The organism is Streptomyces sp. CNZ287 (genome assembly GCF_007827615.1).
Genome location: NZ_VISV01000001.1, coordinates 733,026 through 759,296 on the forward strand (window position 1 = coordinate 733,026; position 26,271 = coordinate 759,296).

General features: G+C 69.6%; 23 protein-coding genes and 1 tRNA gene. 5 read left to right on the forward strand and 19 right to left on the reverse strand.

The genetic code is table 11. The annotated features are described in order from the left end of the window. The first annotated feature begins 257 nt into the window (after nucleotides 1–257). Nucleotides 258–1,739 carry a helix-turn-helix domain-containing protein gene (locus FB457_RS03405; protein ID WP_253911386.1) on the forward strand — a complete coding sequence of 494 codons (1,482 nt, stop codon included), beginning with the start codon at nucleotides 258–260 and terminating at the stop codon, nucleotides 1,737–1,739. Between the two features lie 179 nt (nucleotides 1,740–1,918). Here the strand turns inward: FB457_RS03405 and FB457_RS03410 are convergent, their stop codons facing one another. Genes FB457_RS03410 through FB457_RS03420 form a run of 3 tightly spaced genes read right to left on the reverse strand, consistent with a single transcriptional unit; the run spans nucleotide 1,919 to nucleotide 10,010 of the window. Beyond that, nucleotides 1,919–8,431, reverse strand: coding sequence for a type I polyketide synthase (locus FB457_RS03410; protein WP_145780731.1), 6,513 nt, complete (start codon nucleotides 8,429–8,431; stop codon nucleotides 1,919–1,921). 15 nt (nucleotides 8,432–8,446) lie between these two features. Beyond that, a complete protein-coding gene (locus FB457_RS03415; RefSeq protein ID WP_145780732.1) occupies nucleotides 8,447–9,760 on the reverse strand; it encodes a beta-ketoacyl synthase N-terminal-like domain-containing protein in 1,314 nt (437 codons plus the stop codon). Between the two features lie 40 nt (nucleotides 9,761–9,800). Beyond that, nucleotides 9,801–10,010, reverse strand: a complete 210-nt coding sequence (locus FB457_RS03420; protein WP_047017530.1) for a DUF5988 family protein — start codon at nucleotides 10,008–10,010, stop codon at nucleotides 9,801–9,803. A 1,199-nt stretch (nucleotides 10,011–11,209) separates the two neighbouring features. On the opposite strand from FB457_RS03420, the gene FB457_RS03425 reads away from it, so the two are divergent. After that, nucleotides 11,210–11,530: a hypothetical protein gene (locus FB457_RS03425; RefSeq protein WP_145780734.1), complete on the forward strand. Its 321-nt coding sequence runs from the start codon at nucleotides 11,210–11,212 to the stop codon at nucleotides 11,528–11,530. A 521-nt stretch (nucleotides 11,531–12,051) separates the two neighbouring features. Here FB457_RS03425 and FB457_RS03435 read toward each other — a convergent pair. Next, nucleotides 12,052–12,540, reverse strand: a complete 489-nt coding sequence (locus FB457_RS03435) for a YajQ family cyclic di-GMP-binding protein (RefSeq protein ID WP_047017528.1) — start codon at nucleotides 12,538–12,540, stop codon at nucleotides 12,052–12,054. Between the two features lie 185 nt (nucleotides 12,541–12,725). On the opposite strand from FB457_RS03435, the gene FB457_RS03440 reads away from it, so the two are divergent. Beyond that, nucleotides 12,726–12,807 (forward strand) — tRNA-Tyr (locus FB457_RS03440). Nucleotides 12,808–12,969: 162 nt separating this feature from the next. Here FB457_RS03440 and FB457_RS03445 read toward each other — a convergent pair. From FB457_RS03445 to FB457_RS03460, 4 genes are all read right to left on the reverse strand, one after another. Beyond that, nucleotides 12,970–14,337 carry a site-specific integrase gene (locus FB457_RS03445; RefSeq protein ID WP_145780737.1) on the reverse strand — a complete coding sequence of 456 codons (1,368 nt, stop codon included), beginning with the start codon at nucleotides 14,335–14,337 and terminating at the stop codon, nucleotides 12,970–12,972. 51 nt (nucleotides 14,338–14,388) lie between these two features. After that, the gene (locus tag FB457_RS03450; protein ID WP_145780739.1) at nucleotides 14,389–14,577 is read right to left on the reverse strand and encodes an AlpA family phage regulatory protein; all 189 of its coding nucleotides are present in this window, start codon (nucleotides 14,575–14,577) and stop codon (nucleotides 14,389–14,391) included. Nucleotides 14,578–15,011: 434 nt separating this feature from the next. Next, nucleotides 15,012–16,487, reverse strand: a complete 1,476-nt coding sequence (locus FB457_RS03455; protein WP_145780741.1) for an ATP-binding protein — start codon at nucleotides 16,485–16,487, stop codon at nucleotides 15,012–15,014. 2 nt (nucleotides 16,488–16,489) lie between these two features. Continuing rightward, nucleotides 16,490–17,371 (reverse strand): bifunctional DNA primase/polymerase, encoded by an 882-nt coding sequence (locus FB457_RS03460; protein ID WP_145780743.1) that lies wholly within the window; start codon nucleotides 17,369–17,371, stop codon nucleotides 16,490–16,492. Nucleotides 17,372–17,511: 140 nt separating this feature from the next. On the opposite strand from FB457_RS03460, the gene FB457_RS03465 reads away from it, so the two are divergent. Then, nucleotides 17,512–18,519, forward strand: coding sequence for an SRA domain-containing endonuclease (locus tag FB457_RS03465; protein WP_186461916.1), 1,008 nt, complete (start codon nucleotides 17,512–17,514; stop codon nucleotides 18,517–18,519). A gap of 12 nt (nucleotides 18,520–18,531) precedes the next feature. Here FB457_RS03465 and FB457_RS03470 read toward each other — a convergent pair whose 3' ends face one another. The 11 genes from FB457_RS03470 to FB457_RS03520 form a co-directional block, all read right to left on the reverse strand. Next, nucleotides 18,532–19,002 carry a hypothetical protein gene (locus FB457_RS03470; protein WP_145780745.1) on the reverse strand — a complete coding sequence of 157 codons (471 nt, stop codon included), beginning with the start codon at nucleotides 19,000–19,002 and terminating at the stop codon, nucleotides 18,532–18,534. Nucleotides 19,003–19,016: 14 nt separating this feature from the next. Next, nucleotides 19,017–19,211 (reverse strand): hypothetical protein, encoded by a 195-nt coding sequence (locus FB457_RS03475; protein ID WP_145780747.1) that lies wholly within the window; start codon nucleotides 19,209–19,211, stop codon nucleotides 19,017–19,019. Continuing rightward, complete coding sequence (locus FB457_RS35845) at nucleotides 19,208–19,483, reverse strand: hypothetical protein (RefSeq protein ID WP_145780748.1); 276 nt, start codon at nucleotides 19,481–19,483, stop codon at nucleotides 19,208–19,210. The genes FB457_RS03475 and FB457_RS35845 overlap by 4 nt, the downstream gene beginning before the upstream one ends. A 141-nt stretch (nucleotides 19,484–19,624) precedes the next feature. Beyond that, complete coding sequence (locus FB457_RS03485; protein ID WP_186461917.1) at nucleotides 19,625–21,850, reverse strand: FtsK/SpoIIIE domain-containing protein; 2,226 nt, start codon at nucleotides 21,848–21,850, stop codon at nucleotides 19,625–19,627. A gap of 86 nt (nucleotides 21,851–21,936) precedes the next feature. After that, on the reverse strand, nucleotides 21,937–22,761 hold the full coding sequence (locus FB457_RS03490; RefSeq protein ID WP_145780750.1) for a phosphoadenosine phosphosulfate reductase: 825 nt from the start codon (nucleotides 22,759–22,761) through the stop codon (nucleotides 21,937–21,939). After that, a complete protein-coding gene (locus FB457_RS03495) occupies nucleotides 22,758–23,003 on the reverse strand; it encodes a hypothetical protein (RefSeq protein WP_145780752.1) in 246 nt (81 codons plus the stop codon). Before FB457_RS03495 ends, FB457_RS03490 begins: the two co-directional genes overlap by 4 nt. Before the next feature lie 5 nt (nucleotides 23,004–23,008). After that, the gene (locus FB457_RS03500; protein ID WP_145780753.1) at nucleotides 23,009–23,980 is read right to left on the reverse strand and encodes a DUF2637 domain-containing protein; all 972 of its coding nucleotides are present in this window, start codon (nucleotides 23,978–23,980) and stop codon (nucleotides 23,009–23,011) included. After that, nucleotides 23,977–24,423 carry a Pycsar system effector family protein gene (locus FB457_RS03505; RefSeq protein ID WP_145780755.1) on the reverse strand — a complete coding sequence of 149 codons (447 nt, stop codon included), beginning with the start codon at nucleotides 24,421–24,423 and terminating at the stop codon, nucleotides 23,977–23,979. Before FB457_RS03505 ends, FB457_RS03500 begins: the two co-directional genes overlap by 4 nt. After that, a complete protein-coding gene (locus FB457_RS03510; protein WP_486588911.1) occupies nucleotides 24,420–24,662 on the reverse strand; it encodes a hypothetical protein in 243 nt (80 codons plus the stop codon). Before FB457_RS03510 ends, FB457_RS03505 begins: the two co-directional genes overlap by 4 nt. Before the next feature lie 65 nt (nucleotides 24,663–24,727). Beyond that, nucleotides 24,728–24,994: a DUF6284 family protein gene (locus tag FB457_RS03515; RefSeq protein WP_145780759.1), complete on the reverse strand. Its 267-nt coding sequence runs from the start codon at nucleotides 24,992–24,994 to the stop codon at nucleotides 24,728–24,730. Between the two features lie 184 nt (nucleotides 24,995–25,178). Then, nucleotides 25,179–25,358, reverse strand: a complete 180-nt coding sequence (locus FB457_RS03520; protein WP_145780761.1) for a hypothetical protein — start codon at nucleotides 25,356–25,358, stop codon at nucleotides 25,179–25,181. 541 nt (nucleotides 25,359–25,899) lie between these two features. On the opposite strand from FB457_RS03520, the gene FB457_RS03525 reads away from it, so the two are divergent. Beyond that, nucleotides 25,900–26,238, forward strand: a complete 339-nt coding sequence (locus tag FB457_RS03525; RefSeq protein ID WP_486588912.1) for a winged helix-turn-helix domain-containing protein — start codon at nucleotides 25,900–25,902, stop codon at nucleotides 26,236–26,238. The last annotated feature ends 33 nt before the right edge of the window (nucleotides 26,239–26,271 follow it).

Consider the following 26,271-nt stretch of genomic DNA (forward strand, 5'->3'; position numbering starts at 1 on the left):
ACACTGTATTTCAAAAGAATAACCAATGAGAAGGTGAAAACTGGTGCGCGAGGGAACGTTTCTTTCCCAAATGCTACTTGCGCGCCGGTACATGCGTCTTCGATTCCGGTTCACCACTTGGCGCGCTTGCCAGGCGACAGCGGAAACACAAGAATACCTGCAGGAGGTCTAGGTTCTCGCACGGGGCTGCTTGGTCAAATTTCCTCGTTGAGTGACGGCACTGCCGTTCCGCTCAGGGGTTCTTTGAAAGGAAAAAGATGGCTGCCCGTAAAGTCGTTTCTCGTGAGCCGAATCAGAGACTTGAGGCCCTGTTGCATGAGGCGGGGATCTCGAATGCCGGACTCGCTCGGCGAGTGAACATCCGGGGCAGCCAGCGCGGACTCAACCTGCGTCACGACAAGACCTCCGTGAGCCGGTGGGTACGTGGTCAGCGTCCTCGAATCCGCACGGCCGTGATTATCGCCGAAGTACTCAGCGAGAAACTCGACCGTACCGTATCGCTGGACGAGATCGGAATGGCGTACGGGAAAAGCCTGGCGAGTAACGTCGGTCTGAAATTCGCACCAGATCTGGGCGAGGCCATCCAGTCGGCATGCGAACTCTGGTCCTGCGACGCCGACCCCCGGGGCCTGGTGTTCGGCCCTACGGTGGCGGTCTCCACCTTGATCGGCCCCAGCCGCGACTGGCTCATCACGGCATGCGACGCGGAGGTCTCCCGCGAGGGCGGCTCACAGGTGCACCTCGCCGACGTGGAGGCGGTGCGGGAGACGACCCTGGCGCTGTCCGGACTCGACCGCAGCTTCGGCGGCGGCCACACGCGTTCTGTCGCGGTGCACTACCTCAACGTATTCGTCTCCGGACTACTCTCAGGCACCTACACGGAGACAGTCGGCCGCAGCCTCTTCGCCGCCATCGCCCAACTCGCCAAGCACACCGGCCTCATGACGGTGGACACCGGCAGGCCCAGTCTGGCGCAGCGTTACTACATCCAGGCACTCAGGCTGGCTCAAGCTGCCGGCGACCGCGCGCTCGGTGGATTCGTGCTGGCAGACGGTATGTCCACTACCGCACCGCTTCTCGGTCACCCACGAGAAGTGGTACCCCTCGCACTCGCCGCCCGTGGCGGCACCGGCAGCCACACGACGCCCTCCTTGGAGGCGCTGTTTCACCTGGCGGAGGCACGCGGGCATGCCTTGCTTGGCGACGCTTTTTCCTGCGAGCGGAGCGCAGACCTCGCACTCGAGACATTCGACGACACGTCCGCGGACGGGGAACACGAGTGGCTCGCGGACTTCACCGCGGCGCACCTGGCCGACGGGCTGGCCCATTGCTACCGGGATCTGGGCCGTCCGGCGGAGTCGGCCCGTTGGGCTCAGACGGCGCTTGACGGCTTGCCGCGGAGGGACGTACGCCGTCGCGCCATCGATCTGCTGTTACTCGCCACCGCACGAGCCGAGGCCGGTGAGGTGACGGAGGGGTGTCACCACGCCTTGCGCGCACTGGAGTTGCTCGGCGGATTGCGCTCCCACCTCGGCATGGGATATCTGAGCGATTTCCGCGGACGCCTGCAACGCAACCGGGACAGCGAAGCGCAGCGGGCGTTCGAGGCCCGGATGGCCGACAGCGCAACCACGTTGGGCAGGCAGCGAGAAGGGGAGGCCCGGGCCGTGGAGACCGACCTGGGCCGCTGGCACGTTGCCGACGCCTGCCCCGCGCCTCAGACCCCGGCGACAAGGTAGCGGCCGGCGACGTTCGGGGCAGCGCGGGCTGATACGGCAGAGCCTTGCCGGAGCGGCGGTAGACGACGGCGGCGGGTGACGCCGCATCAATCGACGACCCGCTGGACGGTGCACTCGTGGACGACGGGCTCCGGGAATGGTTTGCGCACGTCCCGGAGCCCGTCAGGAATGCAGCGCACTCAGGAAGGAGTCAGTCCCAGACGTTCGGACAGCCCTTCCGCGAGTGCGGCAAGGGTACGGTGCCGCCACACGAAGTCGCCGGCCAGGCGCACGCCAAGGACCGGTTCGATGCGAGCCCGTACCTCGGTGGCCAGCAGCGAGTCGAAGCCCAGGCTGCGCAGCGGGGTCTGCGGGTCGATCCTCGTAGCGCCGATCCGAAGCACCGCGCGGATGTGGTCGGCCAGGAACGTCTCCAGCGCCCGCCGCTGGTCGGTGCCCGCCGGCATGGAGCGCAGCCGCTCCACCAGTTCCCCCGGGCTCTCCTCACTCCCACTCGCCCCGGCATCCCCGTCCGGCCTGACCAGGCTGAAGAAATCCCTGCCCCAGCCGACTCTGGGAATCCACGTCCCGGCGTCCCCTGGAATAACCCCGGCCTGGACACTTTCGTGCACCAGCAGTTCCTGCAGCGCCCGGAACCCCATCTCCGTAGGGATGGTCTGGTATCCGCGTTCGCTGAAATCGGTGGCTACCCCGATCTCACCCCAAGGGCCCCAGTTGACCGCCAGTGTGGGCAGCCCGAGAGCCGTTCGCCAGGCCGCGAAGGCATCCAGCCATGCGTTAGCCGCCGCATACCCGGCCTGGCCGGGATTGCCCAGCAGTGACGCCATGGAGGAGTGGACGACGAACCAGTCGAGCCGGTGCGAGGCGGTCGCCCGATGGAGGTGCCATGCGCCGTCGGCCTTCGGTTTCCATGCCTTACGGAGCCTCTCCTCGTCCAGTGTGGTGACGGCGGCGTCCGCCAGCACCATTGCACCGTGCACGACACCCCGCAGCGGCCACGGCTGTTTCCCGGCCGCGGCCACCAGGCGCTCCGCGGTCTGCTGCTCGGCGATGTCGCCCAGCACGACCGTGATCTTGGTGCCCTGGGCGTCGAGGTCGCGCAGCGTTGCCGTGGCCTGGGGAGTGGGCCTGGTACGCCCGTTCAGCACCAGGTGACCGGCGCCCTGCTGGGCCAGCCACTGCGCGGTGGCCAGTCCCACGCCGCGCAGGCCGCCGGTGATGATGTACGCCCCGTCTCGTCGCGCGGTCACCGGCTCGGCAGACAGCACGGCGACGGTCTCGCCCTGCGCGGGCGTGGTCAGCACCACCTTGCCCAGGTGGCGTGCTCCCGCCATCAGCCGGAACGCCTGAGAGGCGGCAGTGAGCGGAAACGTCGTGGAGTGCAACGGCGCGAGTTCGCCCGCCGTGAACTGGCCGAGCACCTCCCGTAGCACCTCGTCGAACACCTCCGGCTGTGACCGCTGAAGTTCGATCAGGTCGACGGTACGGAACGTGATGTTGTGCCGCAGCGGCGAGAGCCCGAGCAGCCCGTCGGAGAGGATGTCGCGTACGCCCAGCTCGATGAAGCGTCCGAAGGGGCGGAGTGTTTCCAGCCCGGCTCTGATGGCCGCTCCCGAGAGTGAGTTCAGCACCACGTCGACGCCTTCTCCGCCCGTTGCCTCGCGGGTTCGGTCCCGGAAGTCCAGCGTTCGGGAATCCATCACCTGGGCGATTCCCATCGCCCGCAGGTGGCTGCGTTTCTCTTCACTGCCCGCGGTGGCCAGCACCTCCGCCCCCAGATGCCGGGCCACGGCGATGGCCGCGAGTCCGGTCCCGCCGGTTGCCGAGTGGATCAGCACGCGTTCCCCCGGGGCAAGCCGCGCGACATGGCGCAGCGCGTACCACGCGGTGAGAAACGGGATCGGCAGCCCGGCGGCGGCGACGGCGCCGAGGCCCGGGGGGATCGAAGCGACGGCTCTGGCCGGCAGTGTGACGAAGGAGGCGAAGGCGCCCCCCTCCAGACTCACGGCGAGTACGTCGTCCCCCACGCAGCATCGCTCGACGCCGGGACCGACGGCCGTGACGACACCCGCGCACTCGAAACCGATCCCGTCGAAGGCACCGGTCGCTCCGTCCCCGGCGCCGGCGCCGGGGAGCACGCCGAGGGCGATCAGGACGTCGCGGAAGTTCAGCCCGGTGGCGGTCACACGCACCTCGACCTCGCCGGCGCCGGGCGCGATCCGAGGTGACTCGGCCAGCCGCAGGCTCGTCAGATCGCCGGGGCGGCGCACAAGCAGCCGGAATCCGTCCTCGCCGCTGCGCACCATGCGCGCGGCCAGGACCCGCTCGCCCTTCGTCAGTGGCGTCCGCTCCAGTCTGGCGACGTGCCGCGCCCCGCCGCGCAGCGCCACCTCGTCCTCAAGGTTCTCGGTGTCGGGCACCTGATAGGACATCAGCTCACAGGCCAGCTCCCGCAGTGCGGCGCGGTCGCCGCCCTTGCCCGTGTCCGTGCCGGAGCGGGCGTCCGCGTCGACCAGAGTGGCCTGCAACTCGGGATGCTCCAGTGCCAGCACACGCACCACGCCGCGCAGCGCTCCCTGGGCGGGATCGGCCGTATCGCCGGGGCGCACCGGGCGGGAGCCCCTCGTCACGGCGTAGAGGCGCACCGGCCCGGCCGCCACGCCCGTGATCGCCTGTGCGGCGGCGAGCAGGAGCCTGACCTGCCGCAGGCCCACCGCCGCAGGGTCCTGCCCCGCCTCTCCGTCCCCGTCCTGCCGGCACAGCACCGCTACCACTCGGGGCGGCTCCTTGGATGCCTCCAGCCGCGCAACGAGTGAGGCCGTCAGCCCCTGAAGTCCTTCCTGAGCGGGCGGCGGCTTCCACACCGCTGCCTTCCCGCCTGCCGACTCGATGGCGCGGGCCAGCGCACGGGAACTCTCGGCATCCTGCCCGCTTTCGCTGATGATCAGCATCGTCGGCGCCGACAGGTCCCGCGACGGGGTGCGGCGCGGGGACTCGGACCATCTGATGCCGCTGAACCAACTGTCCACCGCCTTGGAGTTCGTGGCGGCGCGACGTGTGAACTTCAGGCCGTCGATGGACAGCACGGGGCTGCCCGCCTGGTCCAGCAACCGCACGTTGCCGGTGAGGCCATCGTCGCTCGTCTCGGCGATGTGTGCGTGGCAGTACACCGTGCTGGCGATATCGCCCAGAACACGCAGGTCCCGCATCCCTACCGGGAGCAGCGTCCCCGAATCGGCCTCCTCGATCAGCCGTGCAGCAACGAGTTGGGCGCACAGGTCGATGAGCACGGGATGAATACGCAGAGACCCGTACCCGGACCGCCTGGCCTCCTGGGGGACCTCGACCTGTGCCCAGTAGCTCTCGCCGTCCTCGGCTCCGCGCAGCCCCAGCACCCCTGTGAAGGCCGGCCCGTGTGTGAGTCCACGGGCCCGCAGGCTCTCGTAGAGGATGCGCGGGTCGAGGCGCCGGGGATGCCCGGAGGCGAGGGAGCCGACCGATGAGAGCGAAGAACGCGGCACCGGAGCGCGGCGGCGCAGCACTGCTGTGGCCTGCAGTACCCAGGTGTCCTTCTCGCCGCGTGCGTAGATCTCACATTGCGCGTGGTCGGCGTCCGTCAGTGTCACGGTGGTGCTGACGGGTGTTCGCTCGGTGAGGCGCAAAAGTTCCAGGAAGCGCACGTCGGCGACTTCCACCTCGTGCGGTCCGGCGTTGAACGCGTCGCAGGCGCAGCTCAGCGCGATGGCGCAGTAGACGGCGCCCGGCAGCGCCGCCGAGCCGTACACCTGGTGATCCGCAAGCCAGGGGAGGCGGGAGATGCCCGTGTCCCCGTGCCAGCACAGGCGGTGCGGCGTTCCGGGAATCTCCGTACGCCTGCCGGGGAGCGGGTCGGCATCGGCGCCGCCCGGGCTTGCCTCCGAGCGAGGTCGGGGGATCTCCGGGCGGGTGAAATGGCGCGTGCGGTCGAACGCGATGGTGGGCACATCCGCGAGCTGCGCATCCGCATAGAGAACGGACCAGTCCACGGTGGTCCCGGCGCAGTGCAGGGCGGCCAACTGGACCCGCAGCGTGGCAAGTTCGCCTTCGTCTCGGAGCAGCGTGGGCAGCACCACCGGCTCGGTCACCTGAGCGCCTTGCGCGGCGAGGCTGCGGGTGAGGGCCCGGCTCACGACGGGGTGGGGCGAGATCTCCACGTAGAGCGTGTGGCGGTCGGCGGCAGCGGCGGCCACGGCGGCGGCGAACCGCACCGGGCGGCGCAGGTTCTCGCACCAGTAGCCGGAGTCGAAGGCCGGCCGGCCGTTGGGGTCGTCGAGCACCGTCGAGTAGAAGGGCAGATGCGGTGACCTGGGCGTCAGATCGACGAGCGCGGCACGGAGATCATCGAGCAAGGGGTCCACCTGCGGCGAGTGCGAGGCCACGTCCACCGCGACGGTGGACGCCGGGACGCCACGTGCCTGCCAGTCCTCCACCATCCGGTGCACGCGGGCCGTGTCCCCCGCCACCACGGTCACGCCGGGGGCACTGAGCACCGCCACCGAGACCTGTCCGGCGGGGGTGTCCGGGTCCGCGCCGACTGCGGCGATCTCCGCCGCGACCGTCTCCGCGTCCAGCTCCACGCTCGCCATGGCGCCGTTACCGGCGACGCGCTCCAGCAGTGCGGAGCGGCGGCAGATCACCCGTACTCCGTCCGCCAGCGACAACGCCCCGGCGACCACGGCGGCCGCCACCTCGCCCATCGAGTGCCCGATGACCCCGGCCGGCTCCACGCCGTGGCCGCGCCAGGCGGCGGCAAGCGCGATCTGCAGTGCGAAGAGCACCGGCTGCACCCGTCCGCAGCCGTTCACCGGCCGGCCCCGGCGCACCACGTCCAGCACCGAGAAGCCGGCCTCCGCGGTGATGAGTTCGTCCACCTCCGCCAGCGCCGAGGCGAAGGCCGGCACGGTGTCCAGCAACCCGCTGCCCATTCCCGGCCGTTGGGAGCCCTGTCCGGAGAAGACCCACACGGGCCGGCGGGAGATACCCGAGCCGACCGAGCCCGTCACCACGTGGGGCTCCGCCTGTCCGGCGGCGTACGTCCGTAGCGACTCCGCGAGCAGGCCGTGTGAATCGGCCACGACGCCCAGCCGGCCGCGGCCGGGGCTGCGCCGCATCGCGAGGGTGTGGGCGACGTCCCGCAGCGGCACGCTCGCACCGGCGCCCTCCAGCCACTCGGCCAGGCGGAGCGCGGCGTCCGGCAGCACAGCGGTCGAACCGGCCGGGACCAGGAAGACCTCGGGCTCGGGCGAGGGCGGGGGCACCGTCGGCTTCGGCCTGCCCCGGCCGCCGCGTGACCTGCTGGTGGGAGGCTGCTCAAGCACCGCGTGGGCGTTGGTCCCGGCGAATCCGAAGGAAGAGACGGAAGCCAGCCGCGGTCCGGAGCGGACCGGCCATTCGACGAGCCCGGTGGGCACGAACAGCCGCGTGCCCTCGGGCCGGCACGCCGGATTCCAGTCGGTGAAGTGGAGGTTGGGGGGGATCAGGCCCCGGCCGAGACTGCCGATGACCTTGATCAGCCCGGCGACACCGGCGGCCGGCTCCAGATGGCCGAGGTTGGTCTTCACGGATGTCAGCGCGCACCGGCCGCCATCGGTTCGGCGCTCGCCGTACACCGCGGCCAGACTGGCGAACTCCGCCGGGTCGCCGACCGGCGTGCCGGTGCCGTGCGTCTCGACCATGCCGACGTCGCACGGGTCGACGCCCGCCGCGGACAGTGCACGGATGTACAAGGCCCGCTGAGCGTCGGAGGAAGGCGCTGCCAGTCCTTCCGAGGCGCCGTCCTGATTGACCGCCGAGCCGCGTAGCACGGCCAGCACCCTGTCGCCCGCCCGCACCGCATCGGCGAGACGTTTCAGCACGACCACACCGCAGCCCTCCCCCCGCACGAAGCCGTCGGCGGCGGCGTCGAAGGCGTGGCAGTGCCCGGCGGCCGACAGCATGCCCATGCGCGCGAACGACTGCGTGGTCCGGGGCTGGAGGATAAGCGACACGCCCCCGGCCAGAGCGAGTTCGCACTCGCCCGCGTTGAGGGACTGGGCAGCCAGGTGGAGCGCCACGAGGGAGGAGGAACAAGCCGTGTCCAGGGAGAGCGATGGCCCTCGCAGGCCGAGAAGGTAGGAGATCCGGCCCGGGGCGACACAATGGCCGTTGGTCAGGACAGAGCCTTCCAGTTCGCGCGGGTGGCCCGTGAGTCCGTCCATGTAGTCGTGGTAGCTCATGCCGGTGAAGACGCCCACAGGCATCCCGTTGAGCGACTCGGGGCGGAATCCGGCGTGCTCGAAAGCCTCCCACGCCACCTCAAGCAGCAATCGGTGCTGCGGGTCGAGAACTTCTGCCTCGCGGCCCGAGACGCCGAAGAAGTCGGCGTCGAAGCCGGAGACGTTGCGCAGGAACCCGCCCCAGGGGCGGACCTGGGAGTCTGCACCCGCACTCAGCTCCGCCCGGTCCGAGGGCAGCTCGCCGACGGCGTCACGTCCGTCCGCCAGGAGTTGCCAGAGAGCCACAGGAGAATCGGCGTCGCCGGGCAGCCGGCACCCGGCGCCGAGCACGGCGATCTCCGCGCCACGCCCCCCCGGCGCGGCGTGGGGGACTCCCCTGCCTGCCTGCGCGCCGGTCTCGTCGTACGCGCGGGCCGGCGCGTGTGGGTTGTCGTCCATGACTGGCCTCTCTCCCTACACCGCGTCCGCGCTGCCCAGGAGCATGGCGTGTTTCACGCCGCCGACCTGGTAGTTGAAGCTGAACGCGTGGTCGAAGTCGAGTGGGCGGGTCCTCGTGCCCGGCACGGGATCGAAGGGGAGCCCGTCGGCGGGCTGCTCGCAGTTGGCCGTCGGGCACACCTCGCCGTGCTCCATCATCAACAGCGTCAGCGCGGCGCCCAGACAGCCGGCCGCGGAGCCGTTGTGGCCGAAGATTCCTTCCTGCGACGTCATCAGCAGGTCGGAGGAGTCGCCGTACAGCTCCCTGACCGCCGCGGACTCGAAAGCGGTCACCACGGTGTTGCCGTCGCTGCCGCCGTGCACGTAGCCGATCTGCGACAGGCTCCAGGTCTCCCCGAGGCAGGCACGGACGGCCCTGACCAGTTCGGCACCCGTTTCGTCGCAGGCCAGCGGATTCGCCAGCCCGTCGCGGGTCATCGCCGTGGCGAGGATCTGACCGTAGACATGCGCGCCGCGCCGCTCGGCGTGGCCGCGGCTCTCCACGATGAGCGTGGCGGAGCCGGCACCGTGGTTGATGCTGCGGGCGCGGCGGTCGTAGGGGCGCATCAGGTCCTCGAAGGACGGGACGAGCTCCGGCATCCCGTCCGTGCGCAGAGCGTCGTACGTGCGCTGGGCACCGTGCAGCAGCCGCTGGACCTTTTCGATCACGTCGATGCTGAAGACATCGACGCCCGTCACGGCGGCGACCTCCACCTCTTTCTGGGCGATGAGCCGCCGCGCCTGGCCGAGTTGCACGGCGGAGGAAGCGCAGCCGCACGAGATCGTGAAGCACGGGCCGGTGGAACAGGTCAGTGCCGCCTGGACGAGGGACACGTCGGAAGGCGTCATGGCCTGCTCGGCCGCCACGAAGAGCTCCATCGCCTCCTGCGGGCTGGTGCTCTCCGGATCGGCGCCCAGCACCGACATGTAGCTGTCGATGTTGGCATCGATACCACCGCGCCCCGCCAGGATGGCCGCCTGGGCGAGCGCCGGGGAGCGCAGCTCCAACCCGGCGTCCGCGCATGCCTCGACGAAGGAGACCAGGCCGAAGCGGTGGGCCGCGGTGTAGTGCCTGGAGAAGAACTCGGGAACGTCGGGAAGGCGTTCGGTGAACATCTCGGAGGTGAGTTCCACGGACCCGTAGTACATGGGCGCGGCTCTCAGGAAGGTGCCGCCGCGTGACGCGACCTGCCAGAGATCGTCGGCCGTGAAAGTGGGTGCGTTGTCGCCTGGCAAGCAGAATCCCATACCGGTGACGACAACGTCCTGGGCACTCCTGGATCGATTCATCGGCGCTCCTTGTCTGAGGCGTGCGTCTGGCGGCGCAGAGTCATTCCGCGATGAAGGTGCGATTGCGCCATCGATAGACCGGTGTGAGAATTCCGCTCACCTCGATGTACTCGCCGATGAATTCGAAGTGCTCATAGCCGTTCCCCTGCATGATCTTGACCTCGCTCTCGTGATCCACTCTGGCCGCCGCGGGCAGGAGTGGAATCGCGAACGGGCAATCGGCAAGAATGACGATCTTCGAATGCGGCACTGGACTTCCCTTCCGGTACACCCGGTCATGAAAAATACGTAACCAAGCTCCTGCCTTCGCCGGCTGACCAGCCGAGGGGTTTCAACGTCTGAGGTGATCGCGTGGACCGATCTCGGTGCCGAACCGAAAGCGTGCGGACCGGCCTCCACGTCGGGGCACCGCCCGACGCGACCGCGTCGCCACCGGGCCGGCGACCGTCACCGTCGACACTGGCCGTGGCGACGGTGACGATCACTGGCTCGGCGGCGGAACTCGCGGCCGCAGCGACGGCGAACCGGCCACTGTCGCCACCTCTGCCGGGCCGTTCTCTGTGCAGAGGCCGGAACTTGAGGGTGAGGGGAATGCAGAAGAATCGCACGGTGTCACCGGCGCCGTCCGGCGTAGCGACGTGGAGGTTTGCGCCACCACTCCCTGAGAGAGAAGGCCACCGGGAACGCGGTCGCGGTACTGGCTGTCATGACCACGCCTCCGGTGCCGGAAGTCACGCCCGGGGGGTCAGCAAGGTTGGTTGCCGTGTTGGTGACGGCGCACCCGCCGCCGGTCGATCCCTCATCGGGTGAGATCGGCATGATCACTCCATGGCTCGGGATTCGATTTCGCTTCTTCCTTGCGCATCCGGAACTCCACGATTCGGGAGGAGCAATACGCATGGCGCCGCACTGGGGTCGAGAGATCGATCGATGGGTCACACGTCGGACCAGCCGGCGCCTTAAGCCGACACACCACATGGCAGATCCATATCCTCGTCAGGAACGCGGATACGGCACGTGACAACGCCAATTGACGTTCCCTGGCGATGGTGAATCGCCCACCAGATGCACGATTTCAATACTCCACGCGAGGAACTCAGGCGCAATAACAAATGCGCAGACTCACCCGAAAGATGGAGCGCGTAACTCCCGGAAGTACCACCGGCGCGACCAGGGTGCCCGAACCATTCACTTCGTGAGCACCGCCCCCGGAAGGCGGCGGGGGCCGCTGAACTGAATACCAGACCTGGGAATCGCAACCCGCGCTTCCGGAAACGCCTCTTCGAGCCCGCCGCGCGCCCTGCCGAGGTCATCAGGACCGGTTCAGGCTGATCCTACTGAATGCCGAGCGTTGAGCCGGGCATGCCGGCAGGAAACCCTCTCTCGCGCATTCGGTGGGCAACGATGATCTCACACAGTCAGGAGCACATCGTGATGAACAGGATGCGCATGGACAGGCGTTCCGCGCGGGCCATGGCGGTCGGTGCCGTGGCCGCACTGGGGCTGGCGGCCTCGGCCACCGGCACGGCGGTCGCCGCACAGCCGACACAGCAACAGGTACCGACGTACACCTGCGGCGGAGGCGTGACGGTGGGCCCTCTCGTTACCGGCTTCGACTGCACCGCGTCGCCGGGCGCGCCGAAGATCGGCCTGGTCGACGGCCCCTTCGTCGTCACCATTCCGGCCGGCAGCTACACCTGTGACTCCGGGGTGGCCGCCGTGCCGGTGACGGTGGTCGGGTTCGGCTGCGAACCTGAACCGCCGGCCTGATCGACGGGCCCCTCGTCGTCACCATTCCGGCCGGCAGCGACACCTGTGACACCGGGGTGGCGGCCGTGCCAGTGACGGTGGTCGCGTTCGGCTGCGAGTGAGGCTGCCCCGGGTCCGGCTTGCCCGAGGCACCGGTGGGGAGTCACGGTGCCCGGTTCGGCAGTAGGTGACGCTGCCGAGTTCGCTGACCCGGCGCATAGGCGGGGGCGGTCGCGAATCGCGGCCGCCCCCGCCGAGCAACTCGTCTCGATCCGCGATGCACTCGCTGTGCAGCGGGGCGCGCATCATGGCGGCGAAGAGCGGGGAGCCGGGGAAGGGTTGTTGTTCGCCGATCTTCTCGTAGCCCCGGCGTTCGTCCACGGCTTGGACCTTCCCGCTGCCGGCTTTCGGTTGACCGGAAGCGTGACGCGCTGACGACCAGGACACGACCCGCGCGGCGGTGGAGTCCACGCTCGCCCACGTGCCCTCGATATGCCCTAGGAGCCACCCGAAGCAGAAACTTCGCAGGTCAGCCGCTTAACCTAGCGGTAGTTGACGAACTGGACGGCGAAGTCGAGGTCCTTGCCCTTGATGAGGTTGATGACCTCCTGGAGCGAGTCCCGGCTCTTGGAGGTCACCCGCAGCTCGTCCCCCTGCACCTGGGCCTTGACCCCCTTGGGCCCCTCGTCGCGGACGATCTTCGCGAGCTTCTTCGCGTCGTCCTGGGAGATGCCCTCCTTGACGGTGGAGTACAGCTTGTACTCCTTCCCGGACGCCTGCGGCTCCCCCGACTCCAGAGCCTTCAGCGAGATCCCCCGCTTGACCAGCTTGGACTGGAAGATGTCCAGCACGGCCTTGGCCCGCTCCTCGGCGTTGGCCCGGATCTCGATCCGCTCCCCGGACCAGGCGATGGCGGCGCCGACGCCCTTGAAGTCGTAGCGCTGCGAGATCTCCTTGGCCGCCTGGTTGAGAGCGTTGTCGACCTCCTGCCGATCGACCTTCGAGACGATGTCGAAACTGGAGTCGGCCATCTTCGGTGCGCTCCTCGTGCACTGGTTCCCTGGTACCGCACCCCGATCCCCGGGGCCGTAGCCCAGCCTAGCCACCCCACCCGACCCACGAGCCCCACAACCGAGTGGCGAACCACCCCCGGCCATCGGGTATGGTTGACGACGTTGCCGGGCAGCCCCAGCGGCCGGACCAGGCGACATCCCCAGGCGGTGTGCCCGAGTGGCCAAAGGGAGCAGACTGTAAATCTGCCGGCTCAGCCTTCCCAGGTTCGAATCCTGGCGCCGCCACACATGGAAAAGGGCCCGTGACCAGCATGAACGCTGCTACGGGCCCTTTCGCATACCCAGTCCCCGGCGGGCGTGAGTTCACCCCGGAATATCCCGGTGTGTCTCACCCTGCCTCGCGTCCTGACCAGCCGTTATGGGGCAGGTGTGGGGCAGCCCCACGGGCTACCGCGCGGCGCGCAGCGCAGCCTCGATCCGGGCGTTCGCCGTGGCCGCCGCGCCGTCCAGGCACTTCGCGTAGACGCGGAACAGCACGGCGACGCTGTGCCCTGCCCGCTGCGCCACCTCCTGCGGCTCCACACCGGAGCCGAGCCACGTCGACACGGCGGCGTGCCGGAGGTCGTACGGCCGCTTGGCGAGCAGGGAAGCGCTCTGCGCGGGCGTCAGCGCGCGTCTGCGGGCTTCCGCCCACACCTCGCCGTATCCGGTGTCCTGGATGAGTCCACCGCGCTGTGTACGGAACAGCCGGCCGTCCGGCGCGATGCCGTACGCGGTGATGTGCCAGCGCAGGAGAGCGACCAGCTCGGGCGGGATGGGCACGGCCCGCACCGCCTTCCGGGGCCGGTGCTTGAGTCCGCGCTTGTCGTGCGGGCGTCCGGTGTCGGTCCAGGCCGACCCGGAGCGCGGGCGCGTCTCTCGCAGCCGGAGAGCCCCCCAGCCACGGCGAGGAAGGTCGCAGTCGTCGCGACGTAATCCGATGACTTCAGCCGGACGGGCAGCGGCGTAGTACATGCAGCCGAAGAAGGCCACCAGGCGACGGCCGCGCGGGCTTTGCGCCCGTACCGCGTCCAGCAGAGCCACGGCGAGCCGGGGATTCGGTACGCACGCCGGATCCACTTCTTCTTCAACCTGCTCCGGGGCGGTCCACTGAATTTGGTCGAGCGGGTTGCTTGCCAATCGCTCAGCATCGACCGCGTACCCGAGGGCGTTGTAGAAGATAGCCCGCTTCCGCCGGATGGTGGCGCCGGCCGCCGTCTGTCCGTCGAGCTTCTTCGTCAGCGCGTCGAGCGCGTCACGGGCGTGCATCCGGTCGGCCAATGCCGAGATGGGCAGCGATTTGCGCTCAAACCAGTCGAGAACCTTCGCTACGTCGGACGGAGGCTCTTCCTGCCACCGGTTCTTGTTGAAGGCCCACCCGTACAGCGCCGCTCGTACAACTCTGGGGTCGGCCATGCCCCTACTGTCCTTCACGAGCGCGGGCGTGACGGTGGCCATCGCCTCTGCGAGCGTGCGCCTGGTCGATCCAGGCGAGTGGGGCCACTTCAGGGCGATGTAGTCGCGAGCGTGCTGGTACCAACTCACGTCCTTCTGCCGCCGCAACTCGCTAACCGGCAGCCCGGTCGTCACGTCGAAAGGCTCGCCAGCGTGAAGCGACCTGAGCAGTTCCGCCCGGCGGCCATCCGCCAGCGTCTTGGTCTTGAACGTCTGAGAGTGAGCAGTACCGCTCGTTTTCCAGCGCAGTTCTGCAGAGGTCTGGCCCCGGTCCTTGCGCTGCCGGACCGACCAGATACGCACGTCGTACGTCGTCCCCATCGGGGGCCTTTCTTACGGATGGGGCCCGGCTTTCGCCGGGCCCCATGGTGGTCAGTACGCCGGGGTGTCGAGTCCGTTCCACCAGTCGTCCAGGTCGCTGCGCCGGCACCGCAGGTGACCGTTCGGGAGCTTGACGAGTCGGGGTGCCTTGCCGCGGGCGCGCATGCGGTAGAAGGCCGCGCGGCTCATGCCGATCTCGGTGAGGACTTCGGGGAGCTTGAGCATCTGCGGGCGTGCCATGGGGTCGCCTCCTTGGCGTGGCTCGCTCCTGTCCGAAGTTCGGATTTCTGCGTCACTGCGTCATCTGCGTCACTGACGCCCTCTGGCCTGCGGCTTTCGGTGACGCAGAGGGTTGGCGTCTGCGTCACCGGTGACGCAGCCGTCGCGTTATCGGTGACGCAGGTGACGCGAGGTGACGCAGGCTTCGCCGTCCTGCGTCACCGCCGTTGCGGCAGGTCACCGGTTGATTCCGGGTCGTGGGTGACGCAGGTGACGCAGCGTTCCTTCTCTTCGGACAAGAGAGGGAGATGTCTGTACGGGGTGCGTTCTGCTCAGAGCGTGAAGAAGGAGCCGCTTCGCGGCGCGACCCTTGGGCAGCGGCGAGCCGCCGAACTACAAGAAGAGCACCCCTGGCCGTGGTGCTCTTCTTGCCTGTACACGCCGCGCGGCGGCAGTCAGAGCATCGGCTCCTGCTGGTGCGGGGGCAGCGCTGCGGTGCGGGTCATCTCGATGTAGCGGGCCTTGTTGATGCGTCCCCAGTCGATGAGTACGCCGCGGGCGGCGAGGGTGGGCTGAAGGCGCTTGAGCCGGTCTGAGAGGACCTTTCCCGTAGTGGGCCACCCCTTGGGCAGGGGACGCAGTTCCTCGCCCGTGTACAGGCGTGTGAGGCAGTGCAGCCACTCGGCAGAGGTCATACGCTCCTCAGCACCGGGGGCAAGGTTGGCGGCGTGCTGCAGGACGGTCTGCGCGAGTAGGTCGCCCTCGATGACGTCGTCGTTGAGGTCGTCCAGGCTCGCCCGGTAGGCGCTGAGCGCTCCCAGTCCGGTCGCTGCGTCGAGCTGCGCGCACAGGTGCGCGAAGTCGGCCATGCGCAGATCCGTGGGGATCTCCGCTTCGGCGGCTCGGACCTGGACCGTGAGGTCCAGGAGAGAGCCGAGAACGACCGGCAGGGCCTCTTCGAACTCCGTCCACAGCTCCGCTTCGGTCCGCCGGGTGCGGGGGCGTTCGAGACGGAGCGGGAGCAGCCGTTCGGCGAGGTCGGGCCGGATGACGCCCACGTCGATGCCAGTCAGCAGCAGCGGCCGGCGGTAGCGGGCGCGTACGACGTCGCCATCGGTGTACAGGGCCCGCTTGATGGTCTCGGCGCCGGTGACGATGCAGCACATCAGGTCGGACAGATCCGGAGCCACGTGGGAGAGGTTGTCCAGCGCGGTGACCCATCCGGCGGCCACGGCCGCGATCAGGTTCTCCTCATCCTTCGGGGCGCGGCGCAGGTCTGCGCTCATGCCCTCGATGATCCGCACCAGCATCCGCCCGCCGGTCGACTTCCCCGCACCCTGCGGGCCGGTCAGGAACGGGGCGGGCACGGGCACGGACGGCCCGAGACAGCCGATAAGCCACGCCACGGCCAGGCACTCGGTCTCGGCAGTCGCGAAGTTGCACAGCCTCAACAGCAGATCGATCCCCTTGCCGTCGGTGTCCTTCGCCGGCAGCGGCAACTCCCCCGTGAGCTGAGTCCGGCGCCAGCACACCTCTGCCGGATCGGGCGTGACGATGTCCCACCCGGTGGGGTGGATACGGACGGACTTCCCGTCGTTGCGGCCCAGGTCCAGCCACGTCGCGCCGTCGAAGCCCGGCGCCACACGGATGTGGACCTGCTGTACTTCCTGGCTCATCGCGAGCGCTTCGATCAAATCCAACGCCTCCTTGAGCGCAGTCCCGTTGAACACGCCGCATCCGTCGTGGAACAGACCGACCATGAGTTCCTGGCGGTGGCTGCCCGAGGTGCCCTGAGAGCGGATGGGGCGGGCCACGGGGTGACCGTTCTTCTGCGCGAACACGGTCCCGTCCGCGGTGCGGAAGTACCGGAAGTGCTCCTGGGCGTAGTCGGCGATGACCACCCGTGCGGGAGTCTTGTCGTCGTCGGACATCGCTACAGTCCCAACTTGGTACGGGCGTTGGTCCATGCATCGGTGCAGTGCCGGGCCGTTTCCCCCTTGGCCTGCGCGGCGGTGAACAGCCGCGCGACGTGCGCGTCGGTGAGACAGCCGCACCGGCCGTGCGTGGAGAGCACGGCCAGGAACGTGCCGTAGACCGTGCTGTGCACCGCGCTGCGGGCCTCGGTGATGCGCTGCTCAGCCATCGCAATGCCCCGTTCCAAGAACGCGGGCGTCCGGTGCCGGCACGGGCCCTGCCCGCCCGGCACCGCCACGGCGACGACTCCCGCCGGACGAACCAGGGGCGGCTGCTTGACGGCCAGCTCACGCACCGCGTCCGGCAGCTCCGTCATGGTGCCGGTGCCGAAGCCGAGCCAGCGTGCGTAGGCCATCGTGGATTTGATGTCGACGCCGGGCCGGACCGCGTTGGTGGACTGCATGCGCCCGAGGTAGAGCCAGTGTTCACCCCGTGTGGTGGGCACGGTCTGAGTCGGCGGCAGGGTCTCGCGGGCCCAGGCCACGGCGCCGGCGTCATCGAGGTCGACGACGGTGAGCCCGGCACCGCCCGGGTGGTAGGCGACCGCAGCCGCCTGCACCCACGCACGCCGCCAGATACCGGACCTGATCACGTCCCGGTCGGTCGTGGCGGCGGCCCAGCCGTGGCACGGCGCGGGGCAGGTGCAAGGGCCGGGGGTCTTCATGTTCGGCCGGCCGCCGCACGCGTTGCCCGCGCAGCGGCGGCAGTTGCCGAACGGCACCTTCCCCACCCGCAGGGGCAGGGCAGGGAGGCCGGAGGCGGCGAGGTCCAGGGCGGTGCGCTGGTGCGCGGCGAGGCAGTCACCGCTGCGATCTCGCCGGGTGTCGTCGGGTTGGGTCATGCTGGAGTCCTCCACTGGTCTGTTGGGACGGGTGGATGGGGCGGCCCCGGTTCATTGGCGTGAGTGGGGGTCGCCCCTGCTAGGTCCGGCGGTGCGGGCGGGGTGAGGGCGTTGTCAGCGGGGGCGGCTAGATTCGCGGTATGTCGAGTCTTGACCTTGCTCAGGGAGCTACCACGACGCGGGCAGAGTTGGCTGCGGCCTACGGCGGCTCGCAGTACGGCGGCGGGATCGTGCCGGCGAACCAGTCGCAGAACATCTTTGTGTTCTCCGACCCGGCGGCCGGCGCGGAGCACGATTACACCTTCGACGGTCGCGCGGACGACGATGAGTTCGGCGTGTTGTACCTCTACACGGGCGCCGGGCAGGGCACCGGCGACCAGCAGATGACCGACCGCAACCGCTCCTTGCTCAACCACGTACAGGCCGGCCGAGACGTGCACCTGTTCGTCGCTGATGGCAATCCGCCGAACAGTGACACGGTGATTCAGCGCTACCTCGGTCAGGTCGTCGTCGACCCGGTACAGCCGTACGAGGAACGCTGGACTCGGGTTGACGGGAAGCCGGGCCGCCGGCTGTATGTCTTTCGGCTGCGGCCCGCACCCGGGGTCACGCTTGCTCTGACGTCCAAGGACACGCTGACGCCGGCATCGTCGAGCGAGACGTTGCCAGTCCCGACGGAAACGCAGGTTCCTGCCGCAACGTCGGCAACGGCAGTCGCCACCGAACAGCACAGCACCGATTCCACGACCGCGGACGTCACCGGCGGCCCGCGGACCGTGCACCGGCGTGAGGGTGAACTGGCCACCGCCTTTGAAGCACATCTGGCCGCCCACGGGCATGTCGTCCACCGGTTTCAGATCCGCGTGGAAGGCGAGCGGGGAACCTTCCTCACCGACCTGTACGACGCGACCGACAACGTCCTGTACGAGGCCAAGGGCAAGGCCAGCCGTGAACATGTGCGGATGGCGATCGGGCAGTTGCTCGACTACCGGCGCCACATCAAGGTGCCTGACGGGTTGCGGCTGGCCATCCTGTTGCCCGAGGAGCCTTCCGCAGACCTGCGTGCACTGCTGGAGACGGAGAGCATCAGCCTGGTGACGCAGACGGCTGCGGGGGATTTCGCTGGGTTCCCACTCGCAGCCGCCTAGGCAGTCACGCGCTCAGCCGTGGAAGTGGCCGCGCTTGAACGTGGCCTTACGGATGTGGACCGTGCTGCCGCGCCGCCCATCGCCTATGGCCCGGACGGGCATGCGCCAGGCGATGACGGCCAGCGCGATCCACATGACGGTGCCGGAGCCGAACCCCGCGGCAGCGGAGACGACTTCACCGACCCCCCAGCCGACACCGGCGGACAGAGCACCGCCGCCGACCCCAGCGGCGACGAAGCGCTGCGCGATGGGGTCCAGCAGCGGCAGCGGGGTCAGGTCGCGGGGTTCGGGGCGGGTCATCGGCGCCGGGGCAAGGTGCTTGGGCATGGGGACCATGCGCCCGTAGGCGTCCGGCACCCACACCACCCGCTTGCGTTCGGTGGCCAGTTCCACCCCGGCAGGCTCCGGTGCGTAGGGGTCGTGCGGTGCCGGGTCGTACACGGGCGTGGTCGGCGGGCCCGGCCGTAGGACGGGTTCGTTCATGGCTCTGTCTCCTGTCAGTTGCCCAGGGCGCGGGCCGCTTCGGCGGTGGCCTGGACCAGGTCGCGGATGGGCTCGTACGCGCCGGTGCCGGCGGTGAAGAACCCGAAGAGGAACACCAGCACCGCGGCGCCGGCGCCGGCGGCCTTGGTGCGGACGGCGAAGAACGAGGCGACGCCGAAGAGCAGTACGGCGGAGACGGTGAAGCTCATCGCGTGACCTCCGTGCAGGGCTGGGTGGTGCCGGCGCGGTGGATGCGGGCCCAGCGGTTGTAGAGCCAGCGGCCGGTGCGTATGCGGCGGCCGGTGGCGCGGCAGCGGCGGCAGCTTCGGCCGCGCTTGAGCTGTCCGCGGCGGTTGGTGCGCGTCGCGTAGCCGAATCCGCGGCACTTTCGGCAGGCTCCGAACGGCGAGACGGCACACAGACCGCTGTAACCAAGAGTGACGGCGAGTAGGCAGGCGATAGCGAGTAGGGCGGGGGTCATGAAGGGCCCTCCCAGGCGGTTTCGTGGGGTTGTCGCAGGTGGGCTGCTAGCTACTAGCGTCCTGATCAGATGCGGTGTGGAGCGCTAAGGCGGTCGCTAACGCTAGCGGGGTGTCCCGCTAGCGTTAGCTGTGATCGAACCTCAGCCCGCGTCTCGGCTTCCGTCACGCTCCGCAATCGCGGTGGTGATGTGGGAGCGGTCGATGCCGCGCCGGTTGACGACCTTGCCGTCCTGGCGGCGGCCCACCTGGATCGTGGAGATCCCGCGCGGCTTGAGCGCGGCGGACAGCGTCTCCGGCTCCCACCCGTCGTACACGTCCGGCCGCAGCTCGGCGAGGCGGGTCACGATGGTCTCGGACCACACCTTGGCCTCACCGGCGGGAACAACGGCGAGGATGTCGGCGAGCAGGTCGTACGCGGGGGCGGCCGGTTCCGGGGCCTCCCCGAGCGCGTGCCCGGACAGGGTGCCGGCGCGTTCGCGGGCGGCGCGGGCCCGGCCGGCGATGGCGTCGGCGGCGGGGGCGTCGACGAACACGCTGGAGACGATGCGGGCGTCGGCTCCTTCGCCGACGAAGTAGTGGATGCCCTTGTCTCCCCAGGCGAACATGGTCGCGCGCACCCCGCGCTTGTACGCGGAGGTGCCCAGGACCATGTCGTTTTCCAACTGGCCCATGACCTTCAGGCACCACCGCGCGCTCGCGTTGGCGCTGATGCCGGTGGGCAGTGCCTTGGCGTCCGGCCGCTGGGTGGCGAGCAGCAGCACGATCCCGGTCGCGGGGCCGCGTTTGACCAGGTCAGTGCAGATTTCCTCGAACTCCTTGCCGTGCTCGGGGTGCTCAAAAAGCACCTGACACTCGTCCACCCCGATGGTGATGGGGTGCAGGCCCAGGGAGCGCTTCGAGGCGAGTTCGCTGGTCACCTTCGACTCGGGGCAGATGTCCCGCGGCAGAGAGCGGATCACCTTCGTGCGCCGGCGCAGCTCTTCGCGCACTTCGCGCAGGTCAGCCAGGACGTAGTTGATGGTCTCGTCGTCGTCGCCCGCGGCGTGGCGGTGGCTGACGGCGTCGCCGACCGGGTCGAGGTCGCCGGTGCCCTTCATGTCGTAGGTGTGCAGCTCAGCCCGCGGATCCAGGGCGGCTATCAGCAGCAACAGGCGCAGCAGGAACGTCTTGCCCATGCGAGGGATGGCGCCGATGACGCCGGCGATGTACATCAGCGTCACCGCGACCCAGCGTCCGCGCTGGTCGGTGCCGTAGGCGACCGGCTTGAACAGGTCCACGGTCCCGGACTTGGCCAGCGGCCACGCGGGCTTCTTCGCCTTGGACATGTCCTGATCCCCGACCCACAGCACCAGGTGCCCCGTGTGCTCATCCGGCACCGCTTCGGGCCACACACAGCCCAGCGGGCGGCGCAGCCCGGACGCCAGGCGCTCGCGGCGTTCGATGATGTCGGTGACCGTCACGCCGTGCGGCAGGTTGCCCTCAGCACGCCAGCCAGGCCCGTCCCGGGTGATAGGAGCGGTGAACTCGAATCCGTCCCGGCCCTTGGCCTGCGCCTGGTTGATCGGGGAGATCCCGAGCGATCCCAGCGCGCGCAGCACGATGTCCGACGTGAGCTTGGTCGCCTTGGGCAGTTCGACGGCGCGGTGGATGACGGGGGCGTCGGCCTTACGGCCGGCGGCTCCGAGGGCCATTGTCACCGCGCCCACCGAGATGGCCTGCAACCAGCCGGGGGCAAGCACGTAGATGGCCAGTGCGGAACCCAACCCGACGAAGAGCGCCAGCACCGCGACGAGGGTGCGCAGTCGCACGCGCCCGTCACGCTGCCGAGACAGCTTGAGGTAGCGGTCGGCGTCCTCGGCGCGGACGGCGGCGAGTCGGACCGGCTCGCCTTCCCGGTCGGCCATCCACCGCAGCGTGCCGCCGATGAACCGGGCGGTGCCGGTCGGGGCCTGCAACGCGAGTCGGGCGGCGTAGACCGGGGAGCGAAGCGCGTGGTAGCCGGCGGCGTGCGCGTAGTGCCGGGCCACCCAGGATGCGGCCGTCTTCAGCTCCTCCTTGGACTTCAGCCACGGCGGAACGACCGCCCGCCGCTTCGCCCCGAGGAGCCGACCGAGGTAGCCGGGCCCGGCCGACTTCGGGGTCGGCAGATCCACGTACGGGCGGGCGGTCGGGTCGGCCGACTCCTCACCCGACCCGGTCGGGTCGGAGTCGGCCGACCCGAGGGTGTCGAGTCGGGTAGGCGAGTCGGCCGACCGGTCGCGGGCGGAACGGGCCTTGTCGAGGTCGACTACCTCGCCCCCGGAGTCGGCCGACATCTCCGCTTCGAGTCGGTTGAAGAGTTCATGGTCGTCGTCGGGATGCTTCACTGGCAATGTCCTTCCGGATCAGGAGGGAAGGCAGGGCCCGGCCGCTCGCTTTGGTCGGGGAGTCGGCCGGGCCCCGCTGGTCAGGTTCAGGTCATGCACCAGCCGGAGTCACAGCCGGCGTCGTCGTCATCGAACGGCAGCGTGTCCACGCCGTCCGGGATGGCCTCGCGTAGCGGCCGGTTGAACCGGGTGAGCCACACGTGGTCCTTGCCGAGTTCGTCACGGCGGCGGTTCAGCAGCTCTTCGAGCTGGCACGCCTTCTCGAACAGCTCGGGTTCATCGCGGCGCATGTCGTGCCAGTTCTCCGGCCGCTTGAACGGGCAGAACCAGCACGCCGACTTCGGCGGCACCGGCAGCCCCGCACGACGGATGATCCGGGCACAGTCGATCCGCCGGATACCGCGCTCCAACAGCGGATACTCAACCCGCTCGTACGGCTCGCAGCGCCGCTTGTTCGCCCGGCCGATCTCATCCAGGCTGATGCCGATCCCGACCGTCGCCGGATGCTCCGGCGTAGCCCCGCGGGCCTTGAGTTCGTCGCCGATGACCTCGATTTTGAAGCTCGCGGTACACGACCGGGTGCCGGGGGCCCCGTTGGACATCCGAACCGGGATCTTCAACGAACGCGACCCCGGCCGCGTCAGGTCCTCAAACAGCGTGCGCACCGTGCGGGTTCGCTTCATGATGCGATCCCGTACGGCCAGCTCAAGGCCGTGCTCGCGTGCGTAGGGGATGGCGTAGCGGTGCAGGTAGCGCAGGGTGCCGGGGTGTTCGGAGTCGTCCCCGACGTTGGCCATGATGAACGTGCGATAGTCCAGCTCCCCGGACGCGGCCATGACCAGCGCGGCCATCGACTGCACACCCCCGCCGAAACTGAACGCCTTGACCGGCGCAGTGCTCACGTTGGTCATGCCGTCACCTCGAACAGCGCGTCCTGCCGGACCTCGGGCGGGCGGGTAAGGCCACGGAACGGACGGACCACCAAGGTGCCGTCCCCGCGACGAATCGCCACGTTCCGCGGTCCCGCCGCGGGCCGCCGGCCCGGCCAGCAGAAGTCCAGCCACCCGCCACCGACGACCGGGGCGCGTCGGGCGTTGAACGCGATCACGACCGTCACCGGCGCGCCGCGCTCCAGGTATCTCCGCCCAGTCATGCCGCTCACGCCGCATCACCGGCCACGGCGAGCAGCGGCGGCTCGCCCCCGCGTTCGGCCTTGAGCGTGTCGCGCAGCTTGCGGGCGTTGGCCTGCGAGCAGCCCACCGCGGTGCGGATACGGTCCGCGGTCAGCTCTGCCGGCTTCCACGCGGCGGTCGACTCGCGGGCGGCGGTCAGCAGCTCCTCGAAGCTGCGCTGCGGCCGGCCCCCGGCCTTGGTGCCCGTACGGCGGCGCGGGCGCGGTTTCGGCCCTGCCCCCTCCGAAGGGGGCGGCTTGGGGTCGTCGTCCCGCGGCGCCGGGGCCGGGTCGGTGGCGGGGGCGAGGTCGCCCATGCGCAGCAGGACGCGCTCACGCCGCGGGGCCTTGAACCGCCAGAAGCGGCCGTACTGTTCGCGCAGTGCGGCGCGGGCGAGCAGCCGGCGCTTCTCCAGGGCGAGCGCGGTGGGGTAGGAGGTGACCTCCCACAGCGTCATCCGGCGCCACAGCCCGAACGTGGAGCGCGGCGCCAGCAGCCACCGGGAGAAGCGGACCTTCTCCATGCGCCGGCCGGTGACCGCGCCGATGCGTACGGCGTAGATGTGGGCGCCGATCTCAGAGAAGACCACCCACAGCAGCGGCATGGTGCCGTGCGCCAGCCGGGCGGACAGCGTGTGCCCGGCGGCGACGTTCAGCCAGCAGGTGATCAGGGTGAGGATCCAGGGCACGAACCGCACCCACGCCAACGCCATGTCCATGCGGATCAGCAGCAGGTTGGCGACGGTGAAGACCGGGATGGCGATGTCGATACCGACCGGCAGCATCCACGGCGTGCCGAAGCCCCACCGCTCAGCGGCGGCCGATACCGCCTCGAACGACGAAGCCAGTCCAAGCACGCCGACACCGGCCGCCGCCAACGCGGCGATGCCGGCAAGGCCCGTCTCCGGGCGGGTGAGCGGCGGCACACGCCGTTCCTCGGGGGTCGTGGTGGTGCTCATACGGCACCTCCCAGCGTGAGCAGCGCAGCGGCGAAGAAGAACGCGCCGGCGGTGCGGATGAGGTCTACGGCGCGGCCGACCGCTTTGAACTTGACCAGCGCGATGCGGGACAGGTTCGCGATGTCCGCGGCCTGGTCGTCGGGCAGCCGGGTGCGGATCTCGTCGGGGGTGAGGGTGGCCCACAGCGGGAAGCCGTGCCCGCCGCGCGTGTTCGGGCGCACCGCCCGCAGCAGCAGCGCGACGGCGACCACCAGCAGCCCGACACCCGTGCCGCCCAGCACTCCGGCCGGTACGGTCAGCGGCGCGTTGCTGCCGACCGTCCATGCCCCCGCGAAGACGGCGGCGATGAGCGCCAGTAACAGGCTGGCCTTGGTGTCGATACGGGCGATCTCCGCCTTCACCTCCGCATGAGCGGCGGCAAGGCTCGACTCGCGGGTACTCATGCCGTCCACCCCCTGCGGCGGTTCTCGGCGTGGCTGCGCTGGTTCGGCTGCGTCCGCGGGGCGCCCTCGTTCCAGACGAACGGGGGGATGGCGTCCGCGGCCGTGAGCACCCGCAGGGCGGCGCAGGCCGGGGCGTCGGGCAGGGCGTAGACCCTGCCGTCCTCCAGGGAGGCCAGCAGCCGGGCGGCATGGTGCTCGCAGCCGTCCGCGCCCGTGTTGTGCGCGTCGAGGACGGTCACGACGGCCGGCCCTTCGCACGGGGTCGGGTCGTCGGGGTGAGCGGCCGGACAACGGGAAACGTCGCTCATGCAGCACCGCCCGTCATACCGGCGGTGCGGCCGTTGGCCAGCTTGCGGCGAGCGGCCAGGACCCGGCGGCGGGCCCGTCGCAGACGCCGGGTGTCCAGCTCGCCCGGCACCCGGTCCAAGACGGTGATCTGCGCGTCCAGGAACGCGACCTCCGCGTGGATGACGGGCATCTCAGCTTCGATCGCGGCCAGCTCCGCCGCGGTCGGCTCACGGCCGGACGTGTCACCGGAGTCGGCGACTTCAGGTGCGGCAATACTGTTCATGGGTCGTTTGCCCTTTCACGTGGGACGGCCCGACAGCACCCCCCAGAGGGCCATCTCTGGGGGGTGCGCCGATTGGTGTGTGGAGCGGAAGGAGGGGCGCCCCGGACGGGATTCGATCCCGCGCCCTCACGGCATGGATGCCGGGGCTATCGAGCAACCGGGCCGACGGGTGCCGGGCCCAGGGTCAGGACTGGTCGGTCAGGTGTGCAGCGTCCGTCTGGGCGGTGCGCACTTGCTCCTGTGCCCAGGCGAGTTCGCTGCCCGCCATGGGCGGATCCGCGCTGGCGATCCACGCACTCACGGACTCGCCGTACTGCTGCGAGTGCTCCGCCGCCGGGTCAGGTCCGTACCCGGAGCCCGCCATCAGCCGCGACCCCGCGCACGCACGTCGTCCTCGGACCGCTTGTTCTGCTCCGCGTTCTTCCGCGAAAGCTCCTGACGCTCCGCTTCTGTCAAACTCATGACCACAGGTGCCTCCTACACAGGTGCCTGCGACACGGCCCCGGGTGGCACCCCGGGGCCGTGCACTTGGTGCCGGCCTTTCCGACTCCCCCTCACCGCCCGTACGAGACGGGCGGATCAGGCAGCCCTCAGCGGCGTCAGGCCGCTGAGTCGTTGAGCGAGGGGAGACCCTCGCGAATGTGCTGCGAATCTCAGATCAGGCAGTGCCGTCACCGCCCCGAAGAGCGGGTCCGGGCAGGTCACCCGGCCCGACATGGACGGTCGGGGTGATGACCCGCACCCATCGACCACCCCTGTTCAGGTGGCTGGGTCGGCACGCTATGGAGTTCTCAAAGAGTGAGGGCTTCTGCCCTGCTTGCAAACTAGCTTGCACTAGTCTGCTGTGGTGCACAAGCCCCATGCGGTGATGCTCACTAGTTCGCTGTGGTGGGTACTCTCAGAGCATGGCTGTCACAGGAGGACCCACCCCGAAGGCGGTGCAGGTCGCAAACGCGCTCCGCGAAGAGATCAAGGACGAGAAGCTGAAGCCCGGCGACAAGCTCCCCTCACAACGCGAGTTGATGGAGCGCTTCGGGTTCGCGAGCCAGACCATCCAGAACGGGCTAGCCGCACTCCGAGCTGAAGGGGCGATCGTCTCGGCCGGGAACCTCGGCAACTTCGTCAGCGACGGGGCGCCTACCAGCGATGTACGTGACGAGATCAAGGAAATCCGCTCCCAGGTTCAGGCGTTGACCGAACGGGTCGCAGCACTCGAAGAGGGCTCCGCACCGGGTGGTTCGTGATCTGCAACCAGCATGCGAGGAACGGGAGTTGTG

Coding starts and splice junctions, on each gene's coding strand:
- FB457_RS03405 (WP_253911386.1), top strand. CDS start 258: ATGGCTGCCCGTAAAGTCGTTTCTCGTGAGCCGAATCAGAGACTTGAG.
- FB457_RS03410 (WP_145780731.1), bottom strand. CDS start 8,431: ATGGACGACAACCCACACGCGCCGGCCCGCGCGTACGACGAGACCGGC.
- FB457_RS03415 (WP_145780732.1), bottom strand. CDS start 9,760: ATGAATCGATCCAGGAGTGCCCAGGACGTTGTCGTCACCGGTATGGGA.
- FB457_RS03425 (WP_145780734.1), top strand. CDS start 11,210: ATGGACAGGCGTTCCGCGCGGGCCATGGCGGTCGGTGCCGTGGCCGCA.
- FB457_RS03435 (WP_047017528.1), bottom strand. CDS start 12,540: ATGGCCGACTCCAGTTTCGACATCGTCTCGAAGGTCGATCGGCAGGAG.
- FB457_RS03445 (WP_145780737.1), bottom strand. CDS start 14,337: ATGGGGACGACGTACGACGTGCGTATCTGGTCGGTCCGGCAGCGCAAG.
- FB457_RS03450 (WP_145780739.1), bottom strand. CDS start 14,577: ATGGCACGCCCGCAGATGCTCAAGCTCCCCGAAGTCCTCACCGAGATC.
- FB457_RS03455 (WP_145780741.1), bottom strand. CDS start 16,487: ATGTCCGACGACGACAAGACTCCCGCACGGGTGGTCATCGCCGACTAC.
- FB457_RS03460 (WP_145780743.1), bottom strand. CDS start 17,371: ATGACCCAACCCGACGACACCCGGCGAGATCGCAGCGGTGACTGCCTC.
- FB457_RS03465 (WP_186461916.1), top strand. CDS start 17,512: ATGTCGAGTCTTGACCTTGCTCAGGGAGCTACCACGACGCGGGCAGAG.
- FB457_RS03470 (WP_145780745.1), bottom strand. CDS start 19,002: ATGAACGAACCCGTCCTACGGCCGGGCCCGCCGACCACGCCCGTGTAC.
- FB457_RS03475 (WP_145780747.1), bottom strand. CDS start 19,211: ATGAGCTTCACCGTCTCCGCCGTACTGCTCTTCGGCGTCGCCTCGTTC.
- FB457_RS35845 (WP_145780748.1), bottom strand. CDS start 19,483: ATGACCCCCGCCCTACTCGCTATCGCCTGCCTACTCGCCGTCACTCTT.
- FB457_RS03490 (WP_145780750.1), bottom strand. CDS start 22,761: ATGACCAACGTGAGCACTGCGCCGGTCAAGGCGTTCAGTTTCGGCGGG.
- FB457_RS03495 (WP_145780752.1), bottom strand. CDS start 23,003: ATGACTGGGCGGAGATACCTGGAGCGCGGCGCGCCGGTGACGGTCGTG.
- FB457_RS03500 (WP_145780753.1), bottom strand. CDS start 23,980: ATGAGCACCACCACGACCCCCGAGGAACGGCGTGTGCCGCCGCTCACC.
- FB457_RS03505 (WP_145780755.1), bottom strand. CDS start 24,423: ATGAGTACCCGCGAGTCGAGCCTTGCCGCCGCTCATGCGGAGGTGAAG.
- FB457_RS03515 (WP_145780759.1), bottom strand. CDS start 24,994: ATGAACAGTATTGCCGCACCTGAAGTCGCCGACTCCGGTGACACGTCC.
- FB457_RS03520 (WP_145780761.1), bottom strand. CDS start 25,358: ATGGCGGGCTCCGGGTACGGACCTGACCCGGCGGCGGAGCACTCGCAG.
- FB457_RS03525 (WP_486588912.1), top strand. CDS start 25,900: ATGGCTGTCACAGGAGGACCCACCCCGAAGGCGGTGCAGGTCGCAAAC.